Here is a 23,821-nt window from a genome sequence, read left to right as displayed (position 1 = left end):
GTCATGCGATGAGGACAATTTACGCGGGTCATGACATAGTAAAAAGATACAAAAACCATAAAATGAGGTAGGACATGAAGCCGGGCTATCACGACATTTACACCCGCTATCGCGACAACATTACGCGCGGTGTGCTGAAGCCTGGCGATAAGGTGCCCGCCATTCGCGTACTGGCCGAAGAGCTCAAGGTGGCGCGCAAAACCGTCGAAACGGCGTATGCCATTTTAATCGGCGAAGGGTACCTGGTGAGCCAGGGCGCGCGCGGCACGCGGGTCAATCCCGATCTCTTGCTGCCCGCGACGCCAGCTCCAGCGGATCACACCACCGGTACACTCCCGGCATCGCTTATCAGCCAGCGTGAACGAGCGGGTTTTCTGCGCCCCGGCATTCCCTCCCTCGACAGCTTCCCCTATAAAAAATGGTTACTGCTGGCAGGCCAGGCGACGCGCTCCATGCGCCCGGAAGAGATGCTCAACCCGCCGGTGCTGGGCTGGTATCCCCTGCGCCAGGCCATCGCCCGCTATCTGAATATCTCCCGCGGGCTCTCGTGTACCGCCGAACAGGTGCTGATCACCAGCGGCTACAGCGGCAGCCTGCGCCTGATCCTCGATACGCTCGCTAGCCGCAGCGACAAAGTGGTGTTTGAAGATCCGGGCTATTTCATGGGCCAGCAGTTGCTTAAGCGGATTGTGCCACGTCTGCACACCGTGCCGATCGATCGCTGCGGCATCGACACGGAGTATCTGTTGCACCATCACCGCGACGCCCGTTTTGCTATCGTGACGCCCTCTCACCAGAGCCCCCTGGCGGTAACGCTCTCTCTGCCGCGTAAACAGCAGCTTCTCGACTGGGCGAGCCAGAACGGGGCGTGGATTATTGAAGATGATTACGACGGAGAATTTCACTATACCCGCAAGGTGCTGCCGTCGCTGAAAAGCCTCGATCGCCATGATCGGGTGATCTTTATGGGCACTTTCAGTAAAACCATTATGCCCTCCTTACGCATGGGCTACATCGTGATGCCCGCCAGCACGGTTGAGGCATTTACCGACTGTGTGGACATCGTCGCCAGCGGCCAGCCGGTATTGACGCAAAAAATCCTCACCACCTTTCTCAACGAGGGCCATTTTTTCCGTCATCTCAAGAAGATGCGCGCGCTGTACCAGACCCGCCGGGAGTGGATGATTGCCGCCCTGCGTGAGGTATATGGCGATCTGTTTTTCACCGAGCAAAACGACGGCGGAATGCATATCGTGGCGTTTCTGGCGAAAGGCAGCAACGATCGGGAGGTGGCGTGCTGCTGGCAAGCGCAGCAGCTGCAGGTGAATGCCCTTTCAGAGTGGTATCGCGGGTCGGGCAAACGTTACGGGCTGGTGATGGGCTATAACAACGTGCGGTCATATCAGGAGGCGGTGGATTTGCTGGAAAGACCGAAGCGGCAGACGCTTGCGCTGTTGAGCTAAACATCGCCCGGTGGCGCTACGCTTACCGGGCCTACGGGATCGAGTAGGCCGGGTAAGGCGCAGCCGCCACCCGGCGGCGACGTGTCTCACACATCATACCGCGACAACCCAACGTCCTTGAGCTGCTCGTCGCTCATCTGGCTCAGAATGCGGCGGGTACGGTTGACGCGATACCAGTTACGCAGCGTTTTCGCTACCCACACAAACGCGATAAACGGACGTTTTGAACGATTTTCGTAGAATTCCATGATGCTCTCCTCACCGTGTCAGTGGGGCTATGATCGTGGAAAACGGCTTTAGCAATACAGACTCAAAAACAACTTTTGTTTAACATACAGATCCGCTAAAACGGTATCTGCATGCCGTTTTTTGCGGCAATCTGTACTGGTTTTGTAATCTGTATGGTGACAACAAAGGATACAGCATGACGCGCTACCAACATCTGGCCAATCTACTGGCAGAACGCATTGAACAAGGGCTGTATCGCAGCGGTGAACGTCTGCCGTCGGTACGCGCGCTGAGCCAGGAGCACGGCGTGAGCATCAGCACCATACAGCAGGCCTATCAGATCCTCGAAAACCTGCAGCTCATCACTCCCCAGCCGCGTTCCGGCTATTTTGTGTCTAAGCGCAAGGCCCTGCCGCCGGTGCCGGCCATGACGCGCCCGGTGCAGCGCCCGGTGGACGTCACCCAGTGGGATGAGGTGATGATGCTGCTGGATGCCCGCGCCGACAAAGAGATGATCTCCTTTGGCGGCGGTTCGCCAGACGTTAACCAGCCGAGCCTGAAGCCCTTGTGGCGTGAGATGAGCCGCATCGCACAGCACAACCCCGCCGAAATGCTGAGCTATGACGTACTCGACGGGCGCCTTGAGCTGCGCGAGCAGATCGCCCGGCTGATGCTCGACGGGGGCTCCACCGTGGCGGCGAACGAGATTGTTATCACCAACGGCTGCCACGGCGCGCTCTCCATCGCCCTGCTGTCAGTCTGTAAACCAGGAGACATTGTGGCGGTCGAGTCGCCGTCGTTCCACGGCACCATGCAGATGCTGCGCGGGTTTGACATCAAGGCGATAGAAATTCCGACCGATTCGCAAACCGGGATCAGCATTGAGGCATTAGAGCTGGCGCTGGAGCAGTGGCCCATCAAAGCGGTCATCCTGGTGCCCAACTGCAATAATCCGCTTGGGTTTATCATGCCGGAGTCGCGTAAGAAGCAGGTGCTGGCCCTGGCCCAGCGGCACGATATCGTGATCGTCGAGGATGATATCTACGGCGAGCTGGCGGCGGAATACCCGCGCCCGCGAACCATTCACTCCATGGATATTGATGGCCGCGTGATCCTCTGCAGCTCGTTTACCAAAACCGTGGCGCCAGGGTTACGCGTCGGCTGGATTGTGCCGGGACGCTACTACGACCGGGTGATGCACATGAAATACGCCGCGGGCGGGTTTAACGTGCCGGGCACGCAGATGGCGGTGGCGGCGTTTATCCGCGACGGCCATTATCATCGCCACGTGCGCCGTATGCGCCAGATTTATCAGCAGAATATGGAAACTTATACCTGCTGGGTACGGCAATATTTTCCGGCAGACATATGCGTGACGCGCCCGCAGGGCAGTTTTTTGCTGTGGGTGGAGCTACCGGAGAAGGTCGACATGGTGTGCGTCAGCAAGCAGCTGTGCCGGTTGAAGATCCAGGCGGCGGCCGGGTCGCTGTTTTCCGCCTCCGGGAAGTACCGCAACTGCCTGCGGATTAACGTGGCATTACCGCCGACGGATAAGCATCGCGAGGCATTGAAGAAGATGGGTGAAGCGATTGTGATTGCGATGGAGGAATAGTGCGGTTTTTTGCCGGGTGGCGGCTTCGCCTTACCCGGCCTACGCTCTTGCCGTTGTAGGCCCGGTAAGCGCAGCGCCACCGGGCAACAGGCCGCACTACTCGTCGAAATACCAGTACCCCTGGTTAATTAGTCCGGTGAGCTCCTCGACAAACGCCGGGTTGTTCAGCGCATCGCCCAGTTCGGCCTGGCCCAGCTCAGTGTAGCGGCACAGCGCGTCAGCCGCCTTCGCGTCTACCGTCTCGAGCTGTTCGCTGTTGATGAAGAAACTGCCGTTGATATTCAGCACGCGCAGGCCGCTCAGGCGAGACAATCTCTCGCCGCCCTGCAGCGCGTCCAGCACCTCCTCGGGCGCATACGGCGGCTCGGCGGCGGCGATATCCAGCTCGTGACGCGGCGTGGAGACAAAGCTACCGAACCATTTTGTGAAATCATCCGGCTTACCGATCATGTCGATCATCATCTGGCGAATGCGATCGAGCTCGTACTGCTCAATGCGCCCAGGGTGTTCGCGACAGGTCAGATCCGGATCGCTGTAATGCTCTCCGCCCAGATCGTTTTCCAGCGCGTAATCGGCAAAGCTGCTGATCAGATCGCGGCCGTTTGGCCCCCGGAAACCCACAGAGTAGTTCAGCGCGGTTTCATGGGTGAAGCCGTCGTGCGGGAATCCTGGTGGAATGTAGAGAATATCGCCCGGCGCCAGATCTTCGTCGATGATAGGTTCAAACGGATCCACGTGCAGCAGCGCCGGATGTGGGCAGAACTGACGCATCGGCAGCTTGTCACCCACGCGCCAGCGACGGCTGCCCATCCCCTGAATGATGAACACATCGTACTGATCGATATGCGGGCCCACGCCGCCGCCCGGCACGGAGAAGGAGATCATGAGATCATCCAGACGCCAGTCCGGCAGCACGCGGAACGGGCGCACCAGCTCCGCCGCCGGCATGTGCCAGTGGTTCACCGCCTGCGCCAGCAGCGACCAGCCGGTTTCGCCCAGGCCGTCAAAGTGCTCAAACGGACCATTGCTGGCCTGCCATTTGCCGTTGAAATGGCTCACCAGACGGCTATCGACCTCCGGCTCCATCGCCAGGCCTGCCAGCTCGTCCGGGGTAATCGGGTCGACAAAATTCGGGAAGGCATTTTTCAGCACAACGGGTTTTTTTTGCCAGTATTTCTCAAAAAATTCCGGCCAGTTCAGGTTCAGTTGATACGCCATGGATAGCACCAGTGAGAGGGGAAACAGGCGCGATTATAGGCAAGAAGGCAGAGGGGGAACTTGTCATGGGTCAAACCAGCACGCGTAGGTCGGGTAAGGCGTAGCCGCCACCCGACACGTACACGGCGTTAAAAACTTAATCCAGCTTCAGATCGTCATAATGGGTAATCAGTTTACCCACAATGCCGTAATCCAGCGCTTCGGCCGGAGACATCCAGAAGTTGCGGTCGGTGTCTTTTTTCACTTTTTCCAGCGGCTGGCCGGTGGCATCAGCGATCAGTTTGTTCACCCGGTCCAGCATGCGGATGATCTCGCGCGCTTCAATCTCAATATCCGTCGCCTGACCGCGCACGCCGCCCAGCGGCTGGTGGATCATAAAGCGGGTGTTTGGCAGCGAGTAGCGATGCTCTTTTTTCGCCGCCAGGAAGATGGTGATCCCGGCGCTCGCCACCCAGCCGGTACCGATCACGTGCACGTCCGGGCGGATGAACTTGATGAAGTCGTGAATGGTATCACCGGCTTCCACGTGACCGCCCTGGCTGTTGATGTACAGTTTGATCGGATCGTTGCTCACGCTTTGCAGCAGGATCAGCTGGGTGATGACTTTCTCTGCCAGCGCCTGGTTGATTTCACCGGAGATAACAATCGAGCGGGATTCCAGCAGCTTCTGCTGCAGTGCGCTCTGTGTCCCTTCCGCTTTATCCTTATCGCCGTCTTTCAGTGTGTAGTGCATTGTTATGTCCTCAGCATTTAGCGCTTAAAACCAGAGTGTAGCCTGTTTTACCCGTGAAAGTCCTCAGGCGCACACAATGCGAATGTCCTGGGCCGCAAACGCGTCGACAACGCCCTGTTCCAGCGCCTCTTCTACCACCAGCACATCAATGTCCTGGCACGTCGACACCACAAAGCGTGCCACGCCGGGAAGTTTGTCTGCCGTCAGGGCCACGATGGTCTGGTTGCTCTGGGCGATAACCGCCTTTTTGAATTCGCAGTCGGCAAAGTCAAAGCCGGTGAGTCCCATCTGTGGATCCATCGCGCAGCCGCCAATAAAGGCCTGATCGAAGATAATGCCCTGGATCTGACCCGCGGCCGTGGCGCCCACCGACCCGCCGGATGCCCGCTGGATCTGCCCGCCGGTGATGATCACCTCGCACAGGGGATGGCGCAGCAGTTCCGTGGCGATGGCCGGGGAGTTGGTCACCACCGTGACGTTGAGATCCGCCGGGAGGGCTTTCGCCAGCGCCAGGTTTGTTGTCCCCGCGTCGATAAAAATGCACCCGCCCGCCTGAACCAGCGTTGCTGCTTTCTGCGCGATTGTGTGCTTTTCTGCACTTATTTTCTGCTCGCGGCTTAAAAAATTACCCGCATCCGGAAGCTGAAGCACCGCGCCGCCGTAGACCTTTTTGCAATACCCCTCTTTGCTAAGTTCATGTAAATCACGGCGAATCGTGTGCTCGGATACGTTCATCTGGCTCGCCAGCTCGGTACAGACCACCCTTCCGCTCTTCTGAAGGATCTGGCGGATCCGCGCTTGTCGCTGTTCAGGAAAAGCTGCATAATCGAGCATTGAAAGTCCTTTAATAATTCTAATCGAGTATCAATGCGCATAATGTTGCATAACCGCGCAACACAAACAACGAGGGTTACAATGAATATTGCACATGTCGCACTCTGGACCCGCAGCCTTAACGCCCAGGTTCAGTTCTGGGAAACGGTGTTTAATGGCCGCAGCAACGCACGCTACGTCAGTAAAAATCGTCCGGGTTTTGAGTCCCATTTTATTACCCTGGACGAGGGGCCGACGATTGAGCTGATGACCATTCCGGACCTGCCCGACGCGCCTGCCCACCCGGAATTTATCGGCTGGGCGCATATCGCCATCAACGTCGGCGGAAAAGCACAGGTGGACAGCATGGCGGCACAGGCCAGGGCAAACGGCACGCTGCTTAGCGCCCCGCGTATGACCGGGGACGGCTTCTATGAAGCGGTAATCGCGGACCCGGACGGCAATCGCATTGAGCTTGTCGGTGCATAAAAACAGCGTTTCGTTCCTTCACCGCCCCTGTTCCGGCTCGCTATACTTCATATGGTTATCATATTGTTAAATGATAATGATATTTAATGTGTTAAGATGAAAGTCAGCATAAACAGTCTCTTACGTAACCAAAGGGACGGTTTGCATCCTCGACATTTAAATCAGCACCGGGGCGGTGAATGGAACACATTGTGTATGTGGTTGATGACGATGACGCCGTCAGGCAGTCCGTGACCGGGCTACTGGAATCGGCAGACCTGAACGCTATCGGCTTTTCATCGGCAGAAGCATTTCTTCAGCACCGCTTCGAGGATCTGCCTTCGTGCGTGATCCTCGATATGCAAATGCCCACCATCTCCGGTTTTGAGGTGGCTGATGCCCTCAGGGACAGCGGGCGTGAGATCCCGATTATTTTCCTCACCGGCCACGGCACCATCCCGATGTCGGTTCGCGCCATCAAAGGCGGGGCCTACGAGTTTCTGACCAAACCGGTTGAATCCGCCGCGCTTATCGACGCCATTGAATCCGCGCTCCGGCTGGCGGAAAACAACGCCGTGCGTAACAAAGAGCATTACGCCCTGAAGCAGCGCCATATGTCTCTTACCCCGCGCGAACATGAAGTGCTCCAGCTGGCGATAAGCGGCCTGCTGAACAAGCAGATCGCCGCCGAGCTTGGGGTGAGCGAAATCACGGTGAAAGTCCATCGCCGCCGCGTGATGGAGAAGATGCAGGTGCGCTCCGTGGCAGAGCTGGTCAGGGTCGTGGAACGCCTGAGCAAAAGTCTGCCAACGGAATAGCCGTTACCCTTCCTGTGCCGCAAGCGGCAGCGTAAAGGCAAAGACGGTGCCGTGCGGCTCCCGGCGGCGCGCGCTCAGTTTTCCGCAGTGCCGCTCAATGATGCTGGCGCTGATGGTCAGCCCCATCCCCATGCCCTGCGCTTTGGTGGAATAGAACGAGTCAAAAATCTTCTCCAGCCGCTCAGGCTCTATGCCGCTGCCGGTATCGGCTATCTCCACCAGCACTCTCCCTTCTGCATTGCTGGTGCTGATGGTGATGGTGCAAGAGCGATCTTTCACCTCGGCCATCGCCTCTACCGCGTTCATCACCAGGTTGAGCAGCACCTGCTGGATCTGCACGCTGTCGCCAGTGATAAAGCTATCCTGTGCCTGCAAAAGGTAATCGACGCTAATGTGTCGCTGCTCAAGCTCGCTGCGCGACAGCGCGATGATATGGTGGACCAGGTAGTGCAGATCGATGCGTGAGAAGGTCGGATCCTGCTTGCGCGTCAGGGACTGAATGCTGCGGATGATCTCCCCCGCCCGCGCCCCTTCAGCGGCGATCTCCTCCAGCCCTTCACGCACTTTATCCAGCCGGGCTGGCTCCCGGTTGAGCCAGCGCAGGCTCGCCCCGGCGTTGGAGACGATCGACATCAGCGGCTGGTTGATCTCATGGGCAATGGAAGAGGTCAATTGCCCGACGGTGGTCGCCCGGGAAACGCGCGCCAGATCTGCCTGCGCCACCCGCATCGCATCTTCCGCCGCCCGCTGGCTGGTAATGTCGGTGATGATGCCGTAATACTCGTTCACCTCGCTGCCCACGCCCACCGGATCGCCAATCCCGAGAATATAGCGGGTTGAGCCATCGGTACGGTTAATGCGGAACTCCGCCCGCATGGAGAGCCCTTCGCGTACGCTTTGGGTGACGATGGTACTGATCCGGGCGTAATCGTCCTGATGCACAAAGGTCAAAAACTCCGCCATGGAGATCTTCTTTTGCTGTTCAGGCAGGCCGAGGATGCGGGCGTACTCTTCGGAGATAAACATCAGATCCTGCTCCAGCTCCCAGCGCCAGCTGCCGGTGTGGCTGATCTGCTCGCCCAGCATCAGCGAGGTTTGGCTGGATCGCAGCTCTTTCTCCACGCGACGACGCTGGATGTTTTCCGCCAGCAGCTCGGCATACAGGCGCGCCGTCTCCAGCGAAACCGCCGCCTGCGCCCCCAGCAGGCTCACCACGCGGGAGTGCTCGGCGGTAAAGACCTCCGGCATCAGGCGATTTTCCAGGTAGAGCACGCCCACCAGCCGCGCCTGTTTGAACATTGGGACGCACATCACGGCCGCCCCCGAGGTCACGAGATAAGGATCCTGGCTAAAGGGGTGGAACTCTTCCGGCTTGCCGGTGCGGATCTCCTGCCCGGTGCGGATCACCGCCGCCAGCACCGACAGCGGCATATCGGTCGCCATCGGGACCTCTTTCAGGATCCGCACCCGCACGCCGTCGGTACTGGTCCACGCGCTGGCCTCGATCTCCGGGATATGGTTGTCGCTTACGCGCAGCAGCAGACCGCGCTGCGCCCCGGCCCGTTCAAGCAGGAGCGTCATCAGGTTTTCGATCAACCGCTCAAGGTTAATTTCTTCAGACAGCGCGCGTGACGCCTTGATCACGCTTTGCAGATCGCGAATCACTTCATTCTGCGCGAAAGCCACCGTGTCGTAAGCGCTGGCCTGGGCGGAGCTCAGAAGATGCGGAAAATCCTGCTCAAGCTGGCGCACTTTTGCCTGTGCACCGGCGCGGCCCCAGGCGGCGATCGCCCCGCGGAAGTGGGCGTCAGATGCGGTCGGGTAGCCGCAGGCAAGGGCAAAGCGCCCTGCCAGCTCGTGGGCCAGCGCGTTCAGCGGATTAAAACCACCCTCCCGCGAGAGGCGCACCGCTTTCTCATACTGCTCAAGCGCAATGCTGTTCATCCCGTCCAGACGCACGATTTCGGCGTAAATCAGCGCCTCTTTGTCGGCAAACGTGCCCGGATTAATCCGCGCCCAGAGGGCTATTTTGTCGTAGTGGGCGTGAATGCTGCGACGGTGATTCGCCGAGAAGGTCTCCGGCGTCAGCTGTCTGGAAAGCGACAGGGCGCTGTAGAGATGGTAATCCAGCAGGTGAATGTGGCCTGGCGCAGACCACGCGAACCAGCCCGCCTGCTCCAGCTCCGCCTGCGCGGCGGCATACTCCCCGCAGGTAAAGTGCGCCATCCCACGGTACAGCCAGTACCAGAACAGCATGGTCGAGGTCTGCTCCGGGGCCTGCTCAGGCGCCGCTGGCAGCATCGCTTCAGGCAGCACCTGCGCGGCGCTCCAGGTGCCGATGACCGGCGTACGCAGAAACTCAACGTAGCCGCGCTGGAGCATCAAAATCGTTTCGATGTCCTGGAAGTGGGTTTTACGGACAAAGGCCAGACCGCGATCGATGCTGGTCAGCACCCCGTCCAGATGATCGCCCCGCGAGAGGAAGTTGATCACCTGATGGCAGGCCGCAAAGCAGGCCACCGTCATATCACCGTGAGTGACGGCGGCGGTAAAGCAGGCCTTGGCGCACTCGATGGTGAACGACAGCGGCTGGGTCCAGACGCTGAGCTGATCGAGCGGCAGCAGGGTTTTGGCTTCAAAGGCATCGTAGCCGTGACGGTTTACCAGCTCGCGGGCCAGCGTGCCGTACTGGAAACCAAGGCGATACTCGGCGTAGCGTTGACCAATCAATACGCCAAACCAGGCCATCGCCGTGGTGGAGGCGCCGGTGATACCGTGGTCGAGGGTCAGGTGCATCATGCGACAGAGCAGCAAAAAGTGCAGGCGCGGACAGATAAAGCTGGCGCAAATGCTGGCGCTATACAGCAGGTTCATCACCGCTTCGGTTTGCGGGTTGTCCATTTGCGAGAGCTGGACAAAATGCTGTTGCGGCGCGTCACCCACGCGGTTGCAGAAGTGTTTCCAGGCTTCGTCGCACTCGACGTCTTCCGGGTAGTGGCTGATCTGGATACCAAAAATCCCCAGCCAGCACAACGCCGCCTCCAGCGCCAGACGGCTGTCCGACTGGCGAATGTAGACTTCCACCAGCAGGTTAGCCGCCAGCGCTTTTTCAGTCAGCCCGCCGGGGCAGCCGAGGATCGCATCACACAGCTCGCGGGTTCGCTCCAGGTGGCCGAGCGCAAATTCACAGCCCGCCTCTTCGATGTCGAGCATAAAGTCAGACACCGCCCCGGCATTGCCCAGCGCTCTGGCGGTCTGAATGTAGCTCAGGGCCGAATGATAATCGCCGGTGCGCTTCGCCCGCCGTGCGGCCAGCAGGCTGAGCTCGCGGAACATCTGGCGCTGCGGCGCAGGCTGAATGCTGTCCAGCGCGGCCGTCACGTGGTGCACGGCGCGGAACAGCAGTTCGTTCCCCGCCGCCTGACGCGCGGCCTCGGCCAGCAGGCTGGCGGTGGTCAGGTGCAGGTGGCTCCTCTCACGCTGATCCAGCAGCGCGAAGGCAGCCTCCTGCACCCTGTCGTGGGTAAAGGCATACGCTTTTTCCGTCAGCACAATCAGTTGCGCCATCACCGCCGGGTGCAGCGCATAACGGATTTCCGCCACCGACATCCCGACCACGCGGCACAGCATCTCCAGCTCGCCCGTGCCGCCAAGACAGGCAATGCTGCCCAGCAGACGACGCGTCTCGTCGGGCATCTCTTCGAGCTTTTCCAGCACCAGGGTGACGACGTTTTCGGTGTAATGCCGGGCGCGAATCGCCTGCAGATCGTACTGCCATTTGTCCTGATACTTGTTATGCACCACCAGCCCGTCATCAACAATGCGGCGGAAAAACTCATGCACAAAGAGCGGGTTGCCCCCGGTTTTCTCGTGGATCAGCGTGGCGAGGTCGGACGTCGCCGCGCTGCGGGTACGAAATATCGTCGCCAGCCAGCGCGCCACCGCCTTCACGGACAGCGCCTGCGGGACAATTTCAGTCGCGTTTTGCGCCGCCTCCGGCAGGCTCGCCAGCTGCTGTTGCAGTGTCGGTTCGGACAACGAACCGATATCGCGGTGGGCCACCACCAGCAGCAGCGGGATAGCGCCGCAGGCCACCAGCAGATGTTTCAGCGTGTGCAGGCTGGCGGCGTCGCTCCACTGAAGATCGTCAAGCACCAGCACCAGCGGGCAGCCCTGAGTGGCAAAGGTTTTAACCAGCGCCAGCACCATATGGCTGAAGCGGGCCCGGGCATCAATGGAAAATGTATCTGCCGAGAAGCGAGGTTTACTCTCCAGCAACAACCCCAGCTCGGGCACCAGGCTGACGGCCAGCTCTTCATATCCTTCCAGGGCGCGCGAGAGGCGGATTTTCCACTTCGCCACCTCTTCCGCAGGCAGCCCGAGCAGGTGCAGCGTCAGGGTGCGAAACGCCGAGCTTAATACGCCGTAGGGTAACGTCGGCGAAAACTGATCGACCTTGCCCACCGCCAGCAGCACCCTGCGCTGCTGCAACGTTTTTAGCGCCGTGGCGATAATCGAGGATTTACCGATCCCCGACGGCCCGCCGATCGTCACCAGCTCCGGCACAATGTTTTGCCCCACCCGCTCAAACGCGGCGATGACGTCGTTTGCCTGCGGATGCGCCGCAAACAGGGAGTCCGCCAGATGGATCGCCGGCGTCCGGTCCTGCTGGCCGGGCGTAAAGGCGACGATCTCGCCTTCGGAGGTTAACGTCGCCTGACAGCGTCGAAGATCGGCAATCAGCCCGTCGACGGTCTGGTAGCGGTTATCGGGTTGCTTCTCCAGCAGCTTGAGAATGATGGTCGACAGCATGTCGGGCACATCCGGGCGCAACACGGCGGGAGAGAGCGGCTCAGAGGCAATGTGGTAATGCGCCCAGTTGGTCTGCTCGTTCTCGCCCAGCTCAAACGGCAGGCGTCCGGTCAGGAGCTCATAAAGCACAATGCCCAGGCTGTATAGATCGCTGCGGCAATCGACGGCCCGCTGTGTGCGGGTGGTGTGCTCCGGGGACATATAGGCGGGCGTACCGCCAGAGACGGCCAGCCGGGTCTGGGAAAAGGCCCCGGAGATACTGCATGAGAGGCCAAAGCTGCCCAGACGGCAGGTTGAATCGTGATGAACAAAGATATTGCCGGGCTTGATATCACCGTGGATCAGGTTTTGCAGGTGCATCTGACGCAGCGGCGTGCAGATCTGGATCGCCAGCTCGATAAACCGGGCGATCCCCGAGATCGCCCTGCCCGCGCGTCGCGCCAGCAGCTCAAACGAAAATGGCGCGTACACCAGTGCAAAACGCCCCCGGTACTGGGTGGAGGCCACGGCGCGAATGGCCCAGCTGTCCTGCAGGTGATCGCGCAACGCAAACTCATTTTTGAGCAGCCGGGTGGCCCGCTCTTCTTCTTCGTCGCTGACCGCGGTGGCAATGATAAAGGAGCCGCCAGAATGAGGATGTCGGGCATTCATCCAGGAGATCCCGCCCTCCTGCGCCAGCACGGTAAAAATGACATCCTCTTTAAGGACAAAAACCCGCCCATCATGGAGATTTCCCTGGGCGGGCCAGAATGCAGGCAGCTCGTTTTCGTTCATCCGCGATCCTTATTGTCGGCGGGCCAGCTCCCGCTGAATATGATCCAGCAGAATATCGATGTTAATAGGCTTACGCAAAAATGCAGCGGCGCCCAAATCAAGAGCGTACCGCTGCATATTTTCATCAGCATGACCGGAGATAAAGAGTACGGGGGGAGGCGGGGCAGCCAGCAGCCGCAGCTTTTCAAACAGCTCCAGGCCGTTCATGCCCCGCAGCTTGATATCGGTGATCACCAGCGCCGCGCCGGACAGGGCGAACGGGTGGCTCAGAAACACCTCTGCCGAATCAAACGTGTCGGTCGCATACCCTTCCGACTCCAGGAGGTTACTCAGCCCGCTGCGGACAGAACGTTCGTCATCAATGATGGCAATGCGCCACGGCAGCGTCATGCTTTTATTCCTCAAAAAATCATTAAACGTCGCGGTTTTCCTTCACGGGCGCGGGAGGCGCCGTGCCGCTGATTTTCGGCACACACTCGTGACGAAACCAGGCCAGAGTCAGCGGTTCGCGATTCAGTATGCGACGTCCCACCGGGATCAGCTGTTCGCCCACCAGCATACCAAACAGGCCAAGCAGGGCGACAACCGGCGGTGCCGGAGAGTGGACGTTGAGCAGAGCGTAAATTACCCCAGCCAGCACGCCGCACACCAGCGAAATTATCCAGGCCTTCATGATGACTCTCCTGCCGGATGGTGAACCACTGCCGGAACGCTCACCACGCTGTCGCGGGCTAACAGATGGCGCGTCGCCTGCTCCCCGGCCAGCATCCCCAGCAGGCCAATCAGCGCCAGCGCGGGCGGCGCGGGGGAGCGTACCTTCAGCGCGGCATACATCAGGCCGATCAACACGCCTGCCGCAAGGGATATCAACCCTGTACTCATAGAGAACTCCAGAAAGCAGTCAGTGGCAGGCCGGATGAGGGACCAGCCTGCCGCCGGGACTTAGCGGGCCGGGACCGGCGCTAAGGTACGGTGCTCGCTCTTCTGACGAGACGGCGCTTTGTGCACCATGGTGTAAGCGTAATCCACGCCCATGCCGTACGCGCCGGAGTGCTCGCGCACGATATCCATCACCGCGGTGTAGGTCTCTTTACGCGCCCAGTCGCGCTGCCACTCCAGCATCACCTGCTGCCAGGTCACCGGGATCACGCCCGCCTGGATCATGCGCTGCATGGCAAAGTCGTGGGCTTCTTTGGTGGTACCGCCAGACGCGTCCGCCACCATATAAATTTCGTAGTCGCCTTCCAGCATTGCGCACAGGGCAAAGCTGTTGTTACACACTTCGGTCCACAGACCGGCAACCACCACCTTCTTCTTGCCGTTGGCTTTCAGCGCGTCGCGCACCTTCTGGTCATCCCAGGAGTTCATGGAGGTACGCTCCAGAATGTCCTGGCCCGGGAACACGTCCAGCAGCTCCGGGTAGGTGTTACCGGAGAAGCTTTCAGTCTCTACGGTGGTGATGATGGTCGGGATGTTGAACACTTTGGCCGCTTTCGCCAGCGCCACGGTGTTGTTTTTCAGCACCTGGCGGTCAATAGACTGCACGCCAAACGCCATCTGTGGCTGGTGGTCGATGAAAATAATCTGACAGTTCGCAGGGGTTAATACTTCGAGCTTTGAAGAGGTCATAGCATTTTCCAGTGGTTAAGGGTGAAATCGCCGTGAGTGCCACGCCGATAAAGTCGCCCCCATCCTGCGGCCTTCTGCGCCTGTGCGTAATTATCTCTTCGTATAGTTAACCTTAGGTATAGTTATACTTTGGTATACCTATCCTATTGTATAACTGGATCTTTGCCGAAACCGGTTCCCATAATCCTGACCATTCCCCTCTCAGTCAGGAGCAGTTATGGTTACCCTTGGAAAAGCCGATCTCATTCTGGTTAACGGCCAGTTTCACACCGTCGATCGCGAGAATCCTGTGGCGGAAGCCGTCGCCGTGCGCGACGGAAAATTTCTGGAAGTGGGTACCGTCGCCGAGGTGATGCAACACCACTGCGACGGCACTAAAGTGGTGGATTTAAAAGGCCACACCGCCATCCCCGGCCTGAACGACTCCCACCTGCACCTCATTCGCGGCGGGCTGAACTACAACCTCGAGCTGCGCTGGGAAGGCGTGCCGTCTCTGGCCGATGCCCTGCGGATGCTGAAAGAACAAGCCCTGCGCACGCCATCGCCACAGTGGGTGCGCGTGGTGGGCGGCTGGAGCGAGTTCCAGTTTGCCGAACGCCGCATGCCAACCCTGGATGAAATTAACGACGCCGCGCCGGATACCCCGGTCTTTATCCTGCACCTCTACGACCGCGCCCTGCTCAACCGCGCCGCGCTGAAGGTGGTTGGCTACACCAAAGACACGCCAAACCCGCCGGGCGGCGAGATCCAGCGCGACGCCAACGGCAACCCGACCGGGATGCTGATCGCCCGTCCGAACGCCATGATCCTCTACGCCACGCTGGCCAAAGGGCCGAAGCTGCCGCTGGAGCAGCAGGTTAACTCCACCCGCCAGTTTATGCGCGAGCTGAACCGTCTGGGGCTGACCAGCGCCATCGACGCGGGCGGCGGCTTCCAGAACTACCCGGAAGATTACGAGGTGATTGCCGAGCTGCACGAGAAGAAGCAGATGACCGTCCGCATCGCCTACAACCTCTTTACCCAGCGTCCGGGCCACGAGCTGGAAGACTTTGAGAAATGGACCGACATGCTCACGCCGGGCCAGGGCAGCGACTTCTTCCGCCATAACGGCGCGGGCGAGATGCTGGTCTTCTCCGCCGCCGATTTTGAAGATTTCCTCGAACCACGCCCTGACCTCGCGCCGGGTATGGAGGATGAGCTGGAGCGCGTAGTGCGCCATCTGGTAGAGCACCGCTGGCCGTTCCGCCTGCACGCCACCTACAACGAGTCCATCAGCCGCATGCTGGACGTGTTCGAAAAAGTTAACCGCGATATTCCGTTCAACGGCCTGCACTGGTTCTTCGACCATGCAGAGACCGTCACCCAGGCCAACATCGACCGCATCAAAGCGCTCGGCGGCGGCATTGCCGTGCAGCACCGTATGGCCTTCCAGGGCGAATACTTTGCCGAGCGCTACGGCATTGAAGCCACCCGCCATACGCCACCGGTGGCAAAAATGCTGGAGACCGGCGTACCGGTGGGCTTAGGCACCGATGCCACCCGCGTGGCGAGCTACAACCCGTGGACCGCTCTCTACTGGCTGGTCTCTGGCCGTACCGTCGGCGGGATGCAGATGTACGATCACAGCGCCCGTCTGGATCGCGACACCGCCCTGATGCTCTGGACCCAGGGCAGCGCATGGTTCTCCAGCGAACAAAACCAGAAGGGGCAGATCAAAGTCGGCCAGCTCGCCGACCTGGCGGTGCTGAGCAAAGACTACTTCCGCGTGCCGGAAGAGGAGATCAAGGGCATCGAATCCGTCCTGACGGTGGTCAACGGCGATATCGTCTACGCCGCAGGCAGCTTTGGCCCGCTGGCCCCGCCGGCCATTCCGGTTCTTCCCGAGTGGTCCCCGGTGGTGAAGGTGCCGGGCCACTACCGCAGCGCGCCGCCGCAGGCCACACGCGTGGGTATGAACGCCGTCCACCACTGCAGCGGCCCGTGCGGGGTGCACAGCCACCAGCATGATTTTGCCCGCACGTCAGAGATACCGGTGTCGGACGATAACGCATTCTGGGGGGCGCTGGGCTGCAGCTGCTTTGCATTCTGATGAAAAACACCTTTGCTCCGCCCCGGGTAGACCTGGGGCTGTTTTTCCTGCGCCTGACCGGCAGCCTGCTGTTGCTGTACGTGCACGGCCTGCCGAAAGTGCTGCACTTCAGCGAAGAGCTGACGCGCATTGAAGATCCGTTCGGCTTCGGGCCCTGGGCGAGCCTGATCCCGGCGATTGTCGCCGAGGTGATCTGTCCGCTGTTTATCATTGCGGGTGTCTACACCCGCCTGGCGTGCCTGCCGATTATTGCCGTGCTGCTGGTGGCGATGCTGGCGGTTCACCCCAACTGGTCGATTGCCGAAGGGCAGTTTGGCTGGCTGCTGCTGATTATCTTCACCACCCTTGCCCTGACCGGGCCGGGCCAGTGGCGGCTGCAGCTTAAGGTAACGGAGAAATTTGCATGACCCAGGTTAACGACGTTCGTGACGCCCACGTCGAAACGACGCCCGCTCCGACGGTTTCGCCCTGGCAGCCGCTTAGCCAGCCGGTGTTCCGCATGCTGTGGATCGCCACGGTGGTCTCTAACGTCGGCTCATGGATGAGCGACGTCGGTATTAACTGGAGCATGCTGAGCCTGAGCGCCGATCCGCTGGATATCGCGCTGGTACAGGCGGCCAGCAGCCTGCCGATGTTCCTCTTCGCCCTGCCGTCCGGGGTGATGGCGGACATCGTCGACCGACGTAAATACCTGCTCTTCTCCCAGCTGTGGGTGTTCATCGCCGCCGCCGGGCTGGCGGTGCTCTCCTTCACCGGCCACGTCACGCCTGCGGTTCTGCTGGTGACGACGTTTCTGCTGAGCGTGGGGGCGGCGATGAGCTCGCCGCCGTTCCAGGCGGTGGTGCCTGACCTGGTGAGCAAGCCGGAGCTGGGTGCCGCCGTGGCGCTCAACTCGCTCGGGGTGAACATCAGCCGGGCGATTGGCCCTGCGCTGGGCGGTTTTCTGCTGTCACTGGCCGGGCCGTGGATGGTGTTTGCCCTGAACGCGCTCTCCGTGGTCGGCGTGGCGTGGGTGCTGTGGCGCTGGCGTCCCGCACCGACAGTGCAGCGCCTGCCGCCGGAGCACTTCTTCTCGGCGGTTCGCTCCGGCATTCGCTACGTGCACGCCGCGCCGGTGCTGCGCAACGTGCTGGTGCGCACGGTGGCCTTCTTCGTTTTCGGCAGCGCGGGCTGGGCCCTGCTGCCGCTGGTGGCGCGCCGCGAGCTGGGCTTAGGCCCGGCGGGCTACGGCGTGATGCTGGCGTGTATTGGCCTGGGGGCGATTGCCGGGGCGATCCTGCTGCCGCGGCTGCGCCAGCGGCTGAACGCTGACCGCCTGATGGTGGCCGCCAGCCTGACGTTTGCCCTCACCATGCTGGCGCTGGCGTTCGTACGCCACTTCTGGCTGCTGAACCTGTTTGAGTTCTTCACCGGCTTCGCGTGGATTGCGGTGCTCTCGACCCTCAATCTCGGCGCGCAGCGCAGTGCGGCACGCTGGGTGAAAGCCCGCGCGCTGGCGGTTTATCTGACGGTGTTCTTCGGCTCGATGACCGCCGGCAGCGCCCTCTGGGGACAGATCGCTTCGCAGTTTGGCACCCCGACTTCGCTGGTGGTCGCCACGCTGGGAATGGTGCTGGCGAGCGCGACGGTGTTCCGCTGGAAGCTGGAGAAAGATCCTGATTTAAATCTCGACCTCAGCGGCCAGCCGCTGGACGGCGTGGAGATCGACCTGCCGAACGAGCGCGGCCCGGTGCTGGTGTCGCACGAGTACATCATCGACCCGCACAACGCGAAAGCGTTTTTGCAGGCGGTGCACGAGCTGCGCCGGGTGCGCCGCCGCGCCGGGGCGATGAGCTGGGCGGTGTACGAGGATATCGAACGCCCCGGACTGTTTATCGAGACCTTCCTGATGGGCTCCTGGATTGAGCATCTGCGCCAGCAGGAGCGCCACACCATGAATGACCTCCTGCTGCAGAGCCGCGTTCTGGCTTTTCATCAGGGCACAACATCACCGGCTATTCGCTACCTGGTCGCGCCGGTATAACCATAACCATCACCTGTACAGGAACACACTATGGCAACGTTTAAGGCAAAAGACGGCACGCAGATTTACTACAAAGACTGCGGCGCGGGTAAACCGGTTCTCTTCAGCCACGGCTGGCCGCTGGACGGCGACATGTGGGACAGCCAGCTGAACTATCTGGCCGAACGCGGCTTCCGCGCCATCGCCTTTGACCGTCGCGGCTTTGGCCGCTCGGATCAGCCGTGGAACGGCTACGACTACGACACCTTTGCGTCCGATATCAACGACCTGATTACCACCCTGGACCTGCAGGACGTGACGCTGGTGGGCTTCTCCATGGGCGGCGGCGATGTGACCCGCTACATCAATAACTACGGCAGCGCACGCGTGGCCGGTCTGGCGCTGCTGGGCGCGGTCACGCCGATCTTCGGTAAATCAGATACCTTCCCGCAGGGTGTGGATCAGAGCGTGTTCGACGGCATTCGCGACGGCCTGCGTAAAGATCGCGCCCAATTCATCAGCGACTTCGCCACCCCGTTCTACGGCATCAATGCCGGGCAGACCGTCTCTGCCGGTGCCCTGACCCAGACGCTGAACATCGCCCTGCTGGCGTCACTGAAGGGCACCATCGACTGCGTGACCGCGTTCGGCGAAACCGACTTCCGCCCGGATATGGCGAAAATCGACGTGCCGACGCTGGTGATCCACGGCAGCAACGACCAGATCGTGCCGTTTGAAAGCACCGGCAAGCTGGCGGCAGAGATGATCAAAAACGCCACGCTGAAGGTGTACGACAACGCGCCGCACGGCTTCGCGCTGACCCACCAGGACCAGCTCAACGAAGATCTGCTGGCGTTTGTGAAGTCACTGTAATTTTCTGTAGGCCGGGTAAGGCGCAGCCGCCACCCGGCGCTTTCGCAGACGCGTTCCGCTCCGCCAGCAGCCGACAAATCTCCGCATGCTTCTCCTCGGTAAAGGTAAAGCGCGACATAAAGCCCATGCGGATCAACGAGCCAATCGCCGGTAACAAACAAATCCCGAAGAACAGCCCCGACAGCACGCCTTCGCTCTGAAGTTGCGCCTGCGGCACGTAACCGATCATCGTCAGAAACACGCCGATGAGCCCGCCGCCCACCGCCACCGACATCTTGCCGGTAAAGGTCTGCCCGGAGAAGGTGATCGCCGCGCAGCGCTTGTGGGTGTGGTACTCCGCGTACTCAATGGTGTCGGCAATCATCGACGAGGTGAGGATGTTGGTCATCATCACGAACAGCGTGCTCAGGCCGAGCAGAATAAACAGCATCGTCACCTGCTGATAGCCGATGAACCACATCACCACGCGCACCGCCACGTCCAGCCCGCAGAGGATCATAAACAACTTCCGCTTCTGCATCCGGCGCGTCAGCATCGGGGCCACCAGGCACAGCACCGCCGCCACAATCCCCATCACGCCAATCGCCATCTGCAGGCCGCCGTCGCCCAGGTTATTGATAAAGAAGTAGATATAGAGACCGCCCGCCACGTTGTGGAACACGCAGAAAAAGAACGACAGCAGCACAATAAACAGCGGCTTGTTCTGGCGCAGGTTGTGGAAGGTGTCGCGGATGGTCACCTTTTCCGGGCTCGGCGGCACGCGCTCTTTGATCTGCATAAAGCCGTTAAGCATCAGCGGCAGGCCCACCAGCATCATCACCAGCGCCGCCATAAAGTAGCCTTTGTCATTGCTGTACTGGGCGAAGAACGCCGCCAGCTTCGGGAAGAAGATGTTGGCGCAGGCAATGCCCGCGTTCACCCCAAGCATCGCCGCCGTCACCGCGCGGGTGCGCTGGGCGGAGTCGTTGGTCATCACCGACGACATCGACCAGAACGGGATATCGGAGATGGCATACAGCGTCCCCCACAGGATATACGTCACCCCGGCGTAGAGGATTTTGGTGGTCATGTCCGCTTCGATTTTATAGAACGACAGCAGCGTGACGCCGGTGATCAGCAGCGGCGCGATCAGCAAAAAGTGGCGAAACTTACCGAACCGGCTGTTAATGGTGTCCATAATGCTGGCAAACAGCGGATCGTGAACCGCGTCCCACGCGCGGGCAATCAGGAAGATGGTACTGGCCGCCAGCGCCGAGATCCCCAGCACGTCGGTGTAAAAATAGTTAATAAACGAACCCACTAAACCAAAGCTAAAACACTGACCTAAACCATAGCCAAAATAAGACCACAACTCGCGAGACGGTATTTTCATTGTCATTGCCATTGTTATATGCCTGCCTGGTTGCCCGGCGGTCGGCCGCCGGGTCAATATTATTAGCCCTGCGCCTGCGGGGCGATCTTGCGCAGCTGCTGCATTAATGCGATTTCACGGCGTGAGAACGGAATGCCGTTCTCCTCGAACACGTCGTGGAACCAGAGGCGGCAGTAGTCCGTGGACTCCGTCATCACCACCGGCCACGGCAGCCACGTCTGGGTTTTGCCGCGCACCAGCCCCCACTGGTACGGCGCGACCTTCGCCGCGTACATCAGCGGAAGCTGCTCCTCAATGGTGCTGCCCACGTGGCGCGCCAGCCATTCGGTGCAGAACAGCGGCCGACCAAGCTGTTGCAGTTGCTGAATAATCGCCGTCATACGGCCGGTGTGGGTGTAGGCGTGGAAGCTCACCACGTCCGAGAGCGCCAGTGCGGTCTGGTCCAGCGGATGCTGGAAGAACGTCTCGCCCTCCTCTTCCGGCGGCAGACGCCACGCGCAGACGGTGAGCGGCTGGGTCGGGTCTTCTTCACGCACCCACTGGAACGCCAGCTTCATCAACTCATGCGCGCAGGTCTCCAGCTTCGCGTCGTACTGCACCTCCTGCGTGCCCGTCGCGAAAATGCCGCGGTTGCCCGGCTCGTTATAGAGATCCCACAGCAGCACGCGCTTATCGTCGCGGAACTGGCGGACAACGTCGCGGATATAGCGCTCAATCTGCGGCCAGCAGTCAGGATCGCACACCTTGTCGCGCCCCGGGCTCGCCGCCGCCTGGCTGTTGTGCTTGCCCGGCACCGGCGGCTTTTGCGGGCCGAGGTACGGCTCGTCGCCGGAGAAGCCGCAGTCGTCCATCAGGGTCAGCATGGTGCTGAAGCCGCGACCGTCAGCAATCGTCAAAAAGCGGTCAATGCGCGCCATCAGCCCGTCGCGGTCGTGCTCCCAGACAATAAACGGCAGGTTGATGCGCAGGGTGTTATAACCCGCCTCCGCCGCCCAGCCCAGCTCGCGCTCGATGGTGGCGGCATCGAAGGTCTCTTCCTGCCAGATATCGGTCCAGTTCACCGCCGTCGACGGCAGGTAGTTAAACCCGCACAGCCAGCCTTTTTGCTGATACCACGCCTGTGCCTGCTCCCTGCTCCACTGCTCTTTCATTACGCGTCCTCTTACTGATAATATTTAGCTAATAAATATTAGTTGCGGGATAAATGCGCAAATTACGGCGTTTAGAAAAGCGACGGCCCTCACAAAGTTCACGCTTCGATGAATGAGAAACGTGATCGACGGCGCTAAAGCGTGCGGTTAGGGTATGATGCAAAGTCGCGAAAGGGAGAGGACGGATGAAGCGAAAAACGAAAGTGACGATGAACGATATTGCGCGGGCGGCGGGCGTGTCGCAGGCGACGGTATCGCTGGTGCTTAACCAGTCCCGCAACATCAAGCTCAGCGACGACACCCGCCAGCGGGTGATTGGCGTCGCTACCGAGCTCGGCTATGACCGCCTCCCCGCCGTTCACGCCCCGCGCAACCAGGAAGAGATCGCCCTGCTGGTGAGCTCCATGCAGAGCTTCGACCCGTTTATCGACGCCATCAGCCAGGCGCGGGAAGCGGCGTGGCGCAACGAGACCCTGCTCACCGTCTACGACTACGGCGACGACATCGAGCTGGCGTTGAACATCATCCGCCAGCTGGAGAAGCGCAACTGCATCGGGATTATTCTCGCCTCTCCGGTCACCACGCTGGTGGACATGACGGCGTTCCAGGACTGCACCCGCATCCCGCTGGTGCTGCTTAACCAGCGCGACCCCGGCTCGCCGCTGCTGCCGTCGTTTATCCCGGACGACTACGCCAACGCCTTCCAGGTGACTAAACACCTCATAGCCTGCGGGGCCACGCGCATCGCCCACATCACCGGCGAGAGCTGGATGGAGGCCTCGCGCCAGCGTCTGGCAGGCTACCAGGCGGCGCTGCAGCAGGCCGGACTCGCGTGCGACGACAGCCTGGTGCGCCAGACCAACTGGCAGTTCAGCGAATCCTTTACCGCGACAGCTTCCCTGCTGGAACTGGCCGAGCGCCCGGACGCCATCTTCTGCGCCAGCGACTGGCTGGCGATTGGCTGCTATCAGGCGCTGGCGGTGAACGGCGTGCGCATCCCGCAGGACATGCTGCTGGCGGGCTACGACGACCAGAAGATTTCCGAGCAGCTCACCCCGCCGCTGACCAGTATCCAGCTGCCCTACAGCGAGCTGGGACGGCTGGCGGTGGAGTACCTGTGTAATCAGGAAGATGCCGCCACGCACGTGACGCTGGCGGGCAGGCTGAAGGTACGCGCCTCAAGCCCCGTCTGAGGTAAACACCATGCCCGCATAGGGCTTCTCGCGACACGCCGCCAGCCGCGCGGCGAGGCTGCCCACGTGCAGCTCCAGCTTGTGCCCGTCCGGGTCGAGAAAATAGAACGACGCCCCCTCGCTTTTATTCTGCTTCCAGACGGTGACGCCCGCCTGCTCCAGCCTGTGCGAGAACGGTTCAAAATCCTCTTCCGCCACGGTAAACGCGTAGTGGGTGTAGTCGCTCTCCTGCGGCGGCACGTTCCTGCGCGCCTCGTCGTACGACAGGCAGACCCACAGATCGCCGCAGGTGAGATAGGCCCCGGTATTCCAGCGGGCGTGCAGCGCAAGCCCCAGCAGCTCGTGCCAGAAGGTGACGCTTTTTTGCAGGTCGCTGACCGCGAGGGTCAGGTGGTTGAGTGATTGCAGCATGACGTGCCCTTTTGTTTTTTGCGCCGGACGTGATACGGTAAAAGCATGAACATAAACCACGCCGTGCTCACCGTAAACCGCTGGTGGCTGCCTTCTTAAAGGCGGCACGGAGTAGTTTTCCCCATTTTCAGATAGCCGCCGAAAGGCGGCTTTCACATTTCT

General features: G+C 60.5%; 21 protein-coding genes. 9 read left to right on the top strand and 12 right to left on the bottom strand.

Annotated features, from left to right (window positions below):
* The first annotated feature begins 74 nt into the window (after nt 1–74).
* Nucleotides 75–1,463, top strand: coding sequence for a PLP-dependent aminotransferase family protein (locus ACOTZF_RS02740; protein ID WP_129318204.1), 1,389 nt, complete (start codon nt 75–77; stop codon nt 1,461–1,463).
* An 86-nt stretch (nt 1,464–1,549) separates the two neighbouring features.
* On the opposite strand, the gene ACOTZF_RS02735 is transcribed toward ACOTZF_RS02740, so the two are convergent.
* Complete coding sequence (locus tag ACOTZF_RS02735; protein WP_020687816.1) at nt 1,550–1,711, bottom strand: DUF1127 domain-containing protein; 162 nt, start codon at nt 1,709–1,711, stop codon at nt 1,550–1,552.
* 176 nt (nt 1,712–1,887) lie between these two features.
* On the opposite strand from ACOTZF_RS02735, the gene ACOTZF_RS02730 reads away from it, so the two are divergent.
* Nucleotides 1,888–3,303, top strand: coding sequence for a PLP-dependent aminotransferase family protein (locus ACOTZF_RS02730; protein WP_129252080.1), 1,416 nt, complete (start codon nt 1,888–1,890; stop codon nt 3,301–3,303).
* Between the two features lie 96 nt (nt 3,304–3,399).
* On the opposite strand, the gene ACOTZF_RS02725 is transcribed toward ACOTZF_RS02730, so the two are convergent.
* The 3 genes from ACOTZF_RS02725 to ACOTZF_RS02715 form a co-directional block, all read right to left on the bottom strand.
* Nucleotides 3,400–4,521 (bottom strand): cupin domain-containing protein, encoded by a 1,122-nt coding sequence (locus ACOTZF_RS02725; RefSeq protein WP_129252082.1) that lies wholly within the window; start codon nt 4,519–4,521, stop codon nt 3,400–3,402.
* Between the two features lie 136 nt (nt 4,522–4,657).
* The gene (locus ACOTZF_RS02720; RefSeq protein WP_013095419.1) at nt 4,658–5,254 is read right to left on the bottom strand and encodes an ATP-dependent Clp protease proteolytic subunit; all 597 of its coding nucleotides are present in this window, start codon (nt 5,252–5,254) and stop codon (nt 4,658–4,660) included.
* Between the two features lie 63 nt (nt 5,255–5,317).
* Nucleotides 5,318–6,088, bottom strand: a complete 771-nt coding sequence (locus tag ACOTZF_RS02715; protein ID WP_038981735.1) for a DeoR/GlpR family DNA-binding transcription regulator — start codon at nt 6,086–6,088, stop codon at nt 5,318–5,320.
* An 81-nt stretch (nt 6,089–6,169) separates the two neighbouring features.
* Between ACOTZF_RS02715 and ACOTZF_RS02710 the strand changes: the two genes are divergently transcribed.
* Nucleotides 6,170–6,556 (top strand): VOC family protein, encoded by a 387-nt coding sequence (locus ACOTZF_RS02710; RefSeq protein WP_029882203.1) that lies wholly within the window; start codon nt 6,170–6,172, stop codon nt 6,554–6,556.
* 179 nt (nt 6,557–6,735) lie between these two features.
* Nucleotides 6,736–7,353: a response regulator transcription factor gene (locus ACOTZF_RS02705; RefSeq protein WP_023620669.1), complete on the top strand. Its 618-nt coding sequence runs from the start codon at nt 6,736–6,738 to the stop codon at nt 7,351–7,353.
* 3 nt (nt 7,354–7,356) lie between these two features.
* On the opposite strand, the gene ACOTZF_RS02700 is transcribed toward ACOTZF_RS02705, so the two are convergent.
* Genes ACOTZF_RS02700 through ACOTZF_RS02680 form a run of 5 tightly spaced genes read right to left on the bottom strand, consistent with a single transcriptional unit; the run spans nt 7,357 to nt 14,568 of the window.
* Complete coding sequence (locus tag ACOTZF_RS02700) at nt 7,357–12,939, bottom strand: trifunctional serine/threonine-protein kinase/ATP-binding protein/sensor histidine kinase (protein WP_348563252.1); 5,583 nt, start codon at nt 12,937–12,939, stop codon at nt 7,357–7,359.
* A 9-nt stretch (nt 12,940–12,948) separates the two neighbouring features.
* Nucleotides 12,949–13,329, bottom strand: a complete 381-nt coding sequence (locus ACOTZF_RS02695; protein WP_013095414.1) for a response regulator transcription factor — start codon at nt 13,327–13,329, stop codon at nt 12,949–12,951.
* Between the two features lie 22 nt (nt 13,330–13,351).
* Nucleotides 13,352–13,612 (bottom strand): XapX domain-containing protein, encoded by a 261-nt coding sequence (locus ACOTZF_RS02690; protein WP_013095413.1) that lies wholly within the window; start codon nt 13,610–13,612, stop codon nt 13,352–13,354.
* Complete coding sequence (locus tag ACOTZF_RS02685; protein ID WP_013095412.1) at nt 13,609–13,821, bottom strand: DUF1427 family protein; 213 nt, start codon at nt 13,819–13,821, stop codon at nt 13,609–13,611. Before ACOTZF_RS02685 ends, ACOTZF_RS02690 begins: the two co-directional genes overlap by 4 nt.
* A gap of 60 nt (nt 13,822–13,881) precedes the next feature.
* The gene (locus ACOTZF_RS02680) at nt 13,882–14,568 is read right to left on the bottom strand and encodes a hydrolase (protein WP_013095411.1); all 687 of its coding nucleotides are present in this window, start codon (nt 14,566–14,568) and stop codon (nt 13,882–13,884) included.
* Nucleotides 14,569–14,785: 217 nt separating this feature from the next.
* Here ACOTZF_RS02680 and ACOTZF_RS02675 point away from each other — a divergent pair, with 217 nt between their 5' ends.
* Genes ACOTZF_RS02675 through ACOTZF_RS02660 form a run of 4 tightly spaced genes read left to right on the top strand, consistent with a single transcriptional unit; the run spans nt 14,786 to nt 19,532 of the window.
* Nucleotides 14,786–16,657 (top strand): amidohydrolase, encoded by a 1,872-nt coding sequence (locus ACOTZF_RS02675; RefSeq protein ID WP_038418608.1) that lies wholly within the window; start codon nt 14,786–14,788, stop codon nt 16,655–16,657.
* Entirely contained in the window at nt 16,657–17,064 is a 408-nt protein-coding gene (locus ACOTZF_RS02670) for a DoxX family protein (protein ID WP_129252086.1), read from the top strand. The genes ACOTZF_RS02675 and ACOTZF_RS02670 overlap by 1 nt, the downstream gene beginning before the upstream one ends.
* Nucleotides 17,061–18,680 (top strand): MFS transporter, encoded by a 1,620-nt coding sequence (locus ACOTZF_RS02665; RefSeq protein ID WP_013095408.1) that lies wholly within the window; start codon nt 17,061–17,063, stop codon nt 18,678–18,680. The genes ACOTZF_RS02670 and ACOTZF_RS02665 overlap by 4 nt, the downstream gene beginning before the upstream one ends.
* 30 nt (nt 18,681–18,710) lie before the next feature.
* Complete coding sequence (locus ACOTZF_RS02660) at nt 18,711–19,532, top strand: alpha/beta fold hydrolase (RefSeq protein ID WP_014830493.1); 822 nt, start codon at nt 18,711–18,713, stop codon at nt 19,530–19,532.
* Here the strand turns inward: ACOTZF_RS02660 and ACOTZF_RS02655 are convergent.
* Nucleotides 19,495–20,916: an MFS transporter gene (locus ACOTZF_RS02655; RefSeq protein ID WP_129253177.1), complete on the bottom strand. Its 1,422-nt coding sequence runs from the start codon at nt 20,914–20,916 to the stop codon at nt 19,495–19,497. The genes ACOTZF_RS02660 and ACOTZF_RS02655 overlap by 38 nt on opposite strands.
* 50 nt (nt 20,917–20,966) lie before the next feature.
* Nucleotides 20,967–22,055: a cellulase family glycosylhydrolase gene (locus ACOTZF_RS02650; RefSeq protein ID WP_129253175.1), complete on the bottom strand. Its 1,089-nt coding sequence runs from the start codon at nt 22,053–22,055 to the stop codon at nt 20,967–20,969.
* A 185-nt stretch (nt 22,056–22,240) separates the two neighbouring features.
* On the opposite strand from ACOTZF_RS02650, the gene ACOTZF_RS02645 reads away from it, so the two are divergent.
* A complete protein-coding gene (locus ACOTZF_RS02645; RefSeq protein ID WP_129253173.1) occupies nt 22,241–23,248 on the top strand; it encodes a LacI family DNA-binding transcriptional regulator in 1,008 nt (335 codons plus the stop codon).
* Here ACOTZF_RS02645 and fosA read toward each other — a convergent pair.
* Nucleotides 23,234–23,659, bottom strand: a complete 426-nt coding sequence (gene fosA, locus ACOTZF_RS02640) for a FosA/FosA2 family fosfomycin resistance glutathione transferase (protein WP_038981720.1) — start codon at nt 23,657–23,659, stop codon at nt 23,234–23,236. The two genes, ACOTZF_RS02645 and fosA, sit on opposite strands and share 15 nt — an antisense overlap.
* Nucleotides 23,660–23,821: the final 162 nt, after the last annotated feature.

Origin of the sequence: Enterobacter cloacae complex sp. SHL021 (assembly GCF_049237765.1) — a bacterium.
In the GTDB taxonomy this organism is placed as follows: Bacteria; Pseudomonadota; Gammaproteobacteria; order Enterobacterales; family Enterobacteriaceae; genus Enterobacter; species Enterobacter cloacae.
The sequence above is the reverse complement of the archived record's forward strand: the minus strand, read 5'-3'. Positions and strand labels throughout refer to the sequence as shown.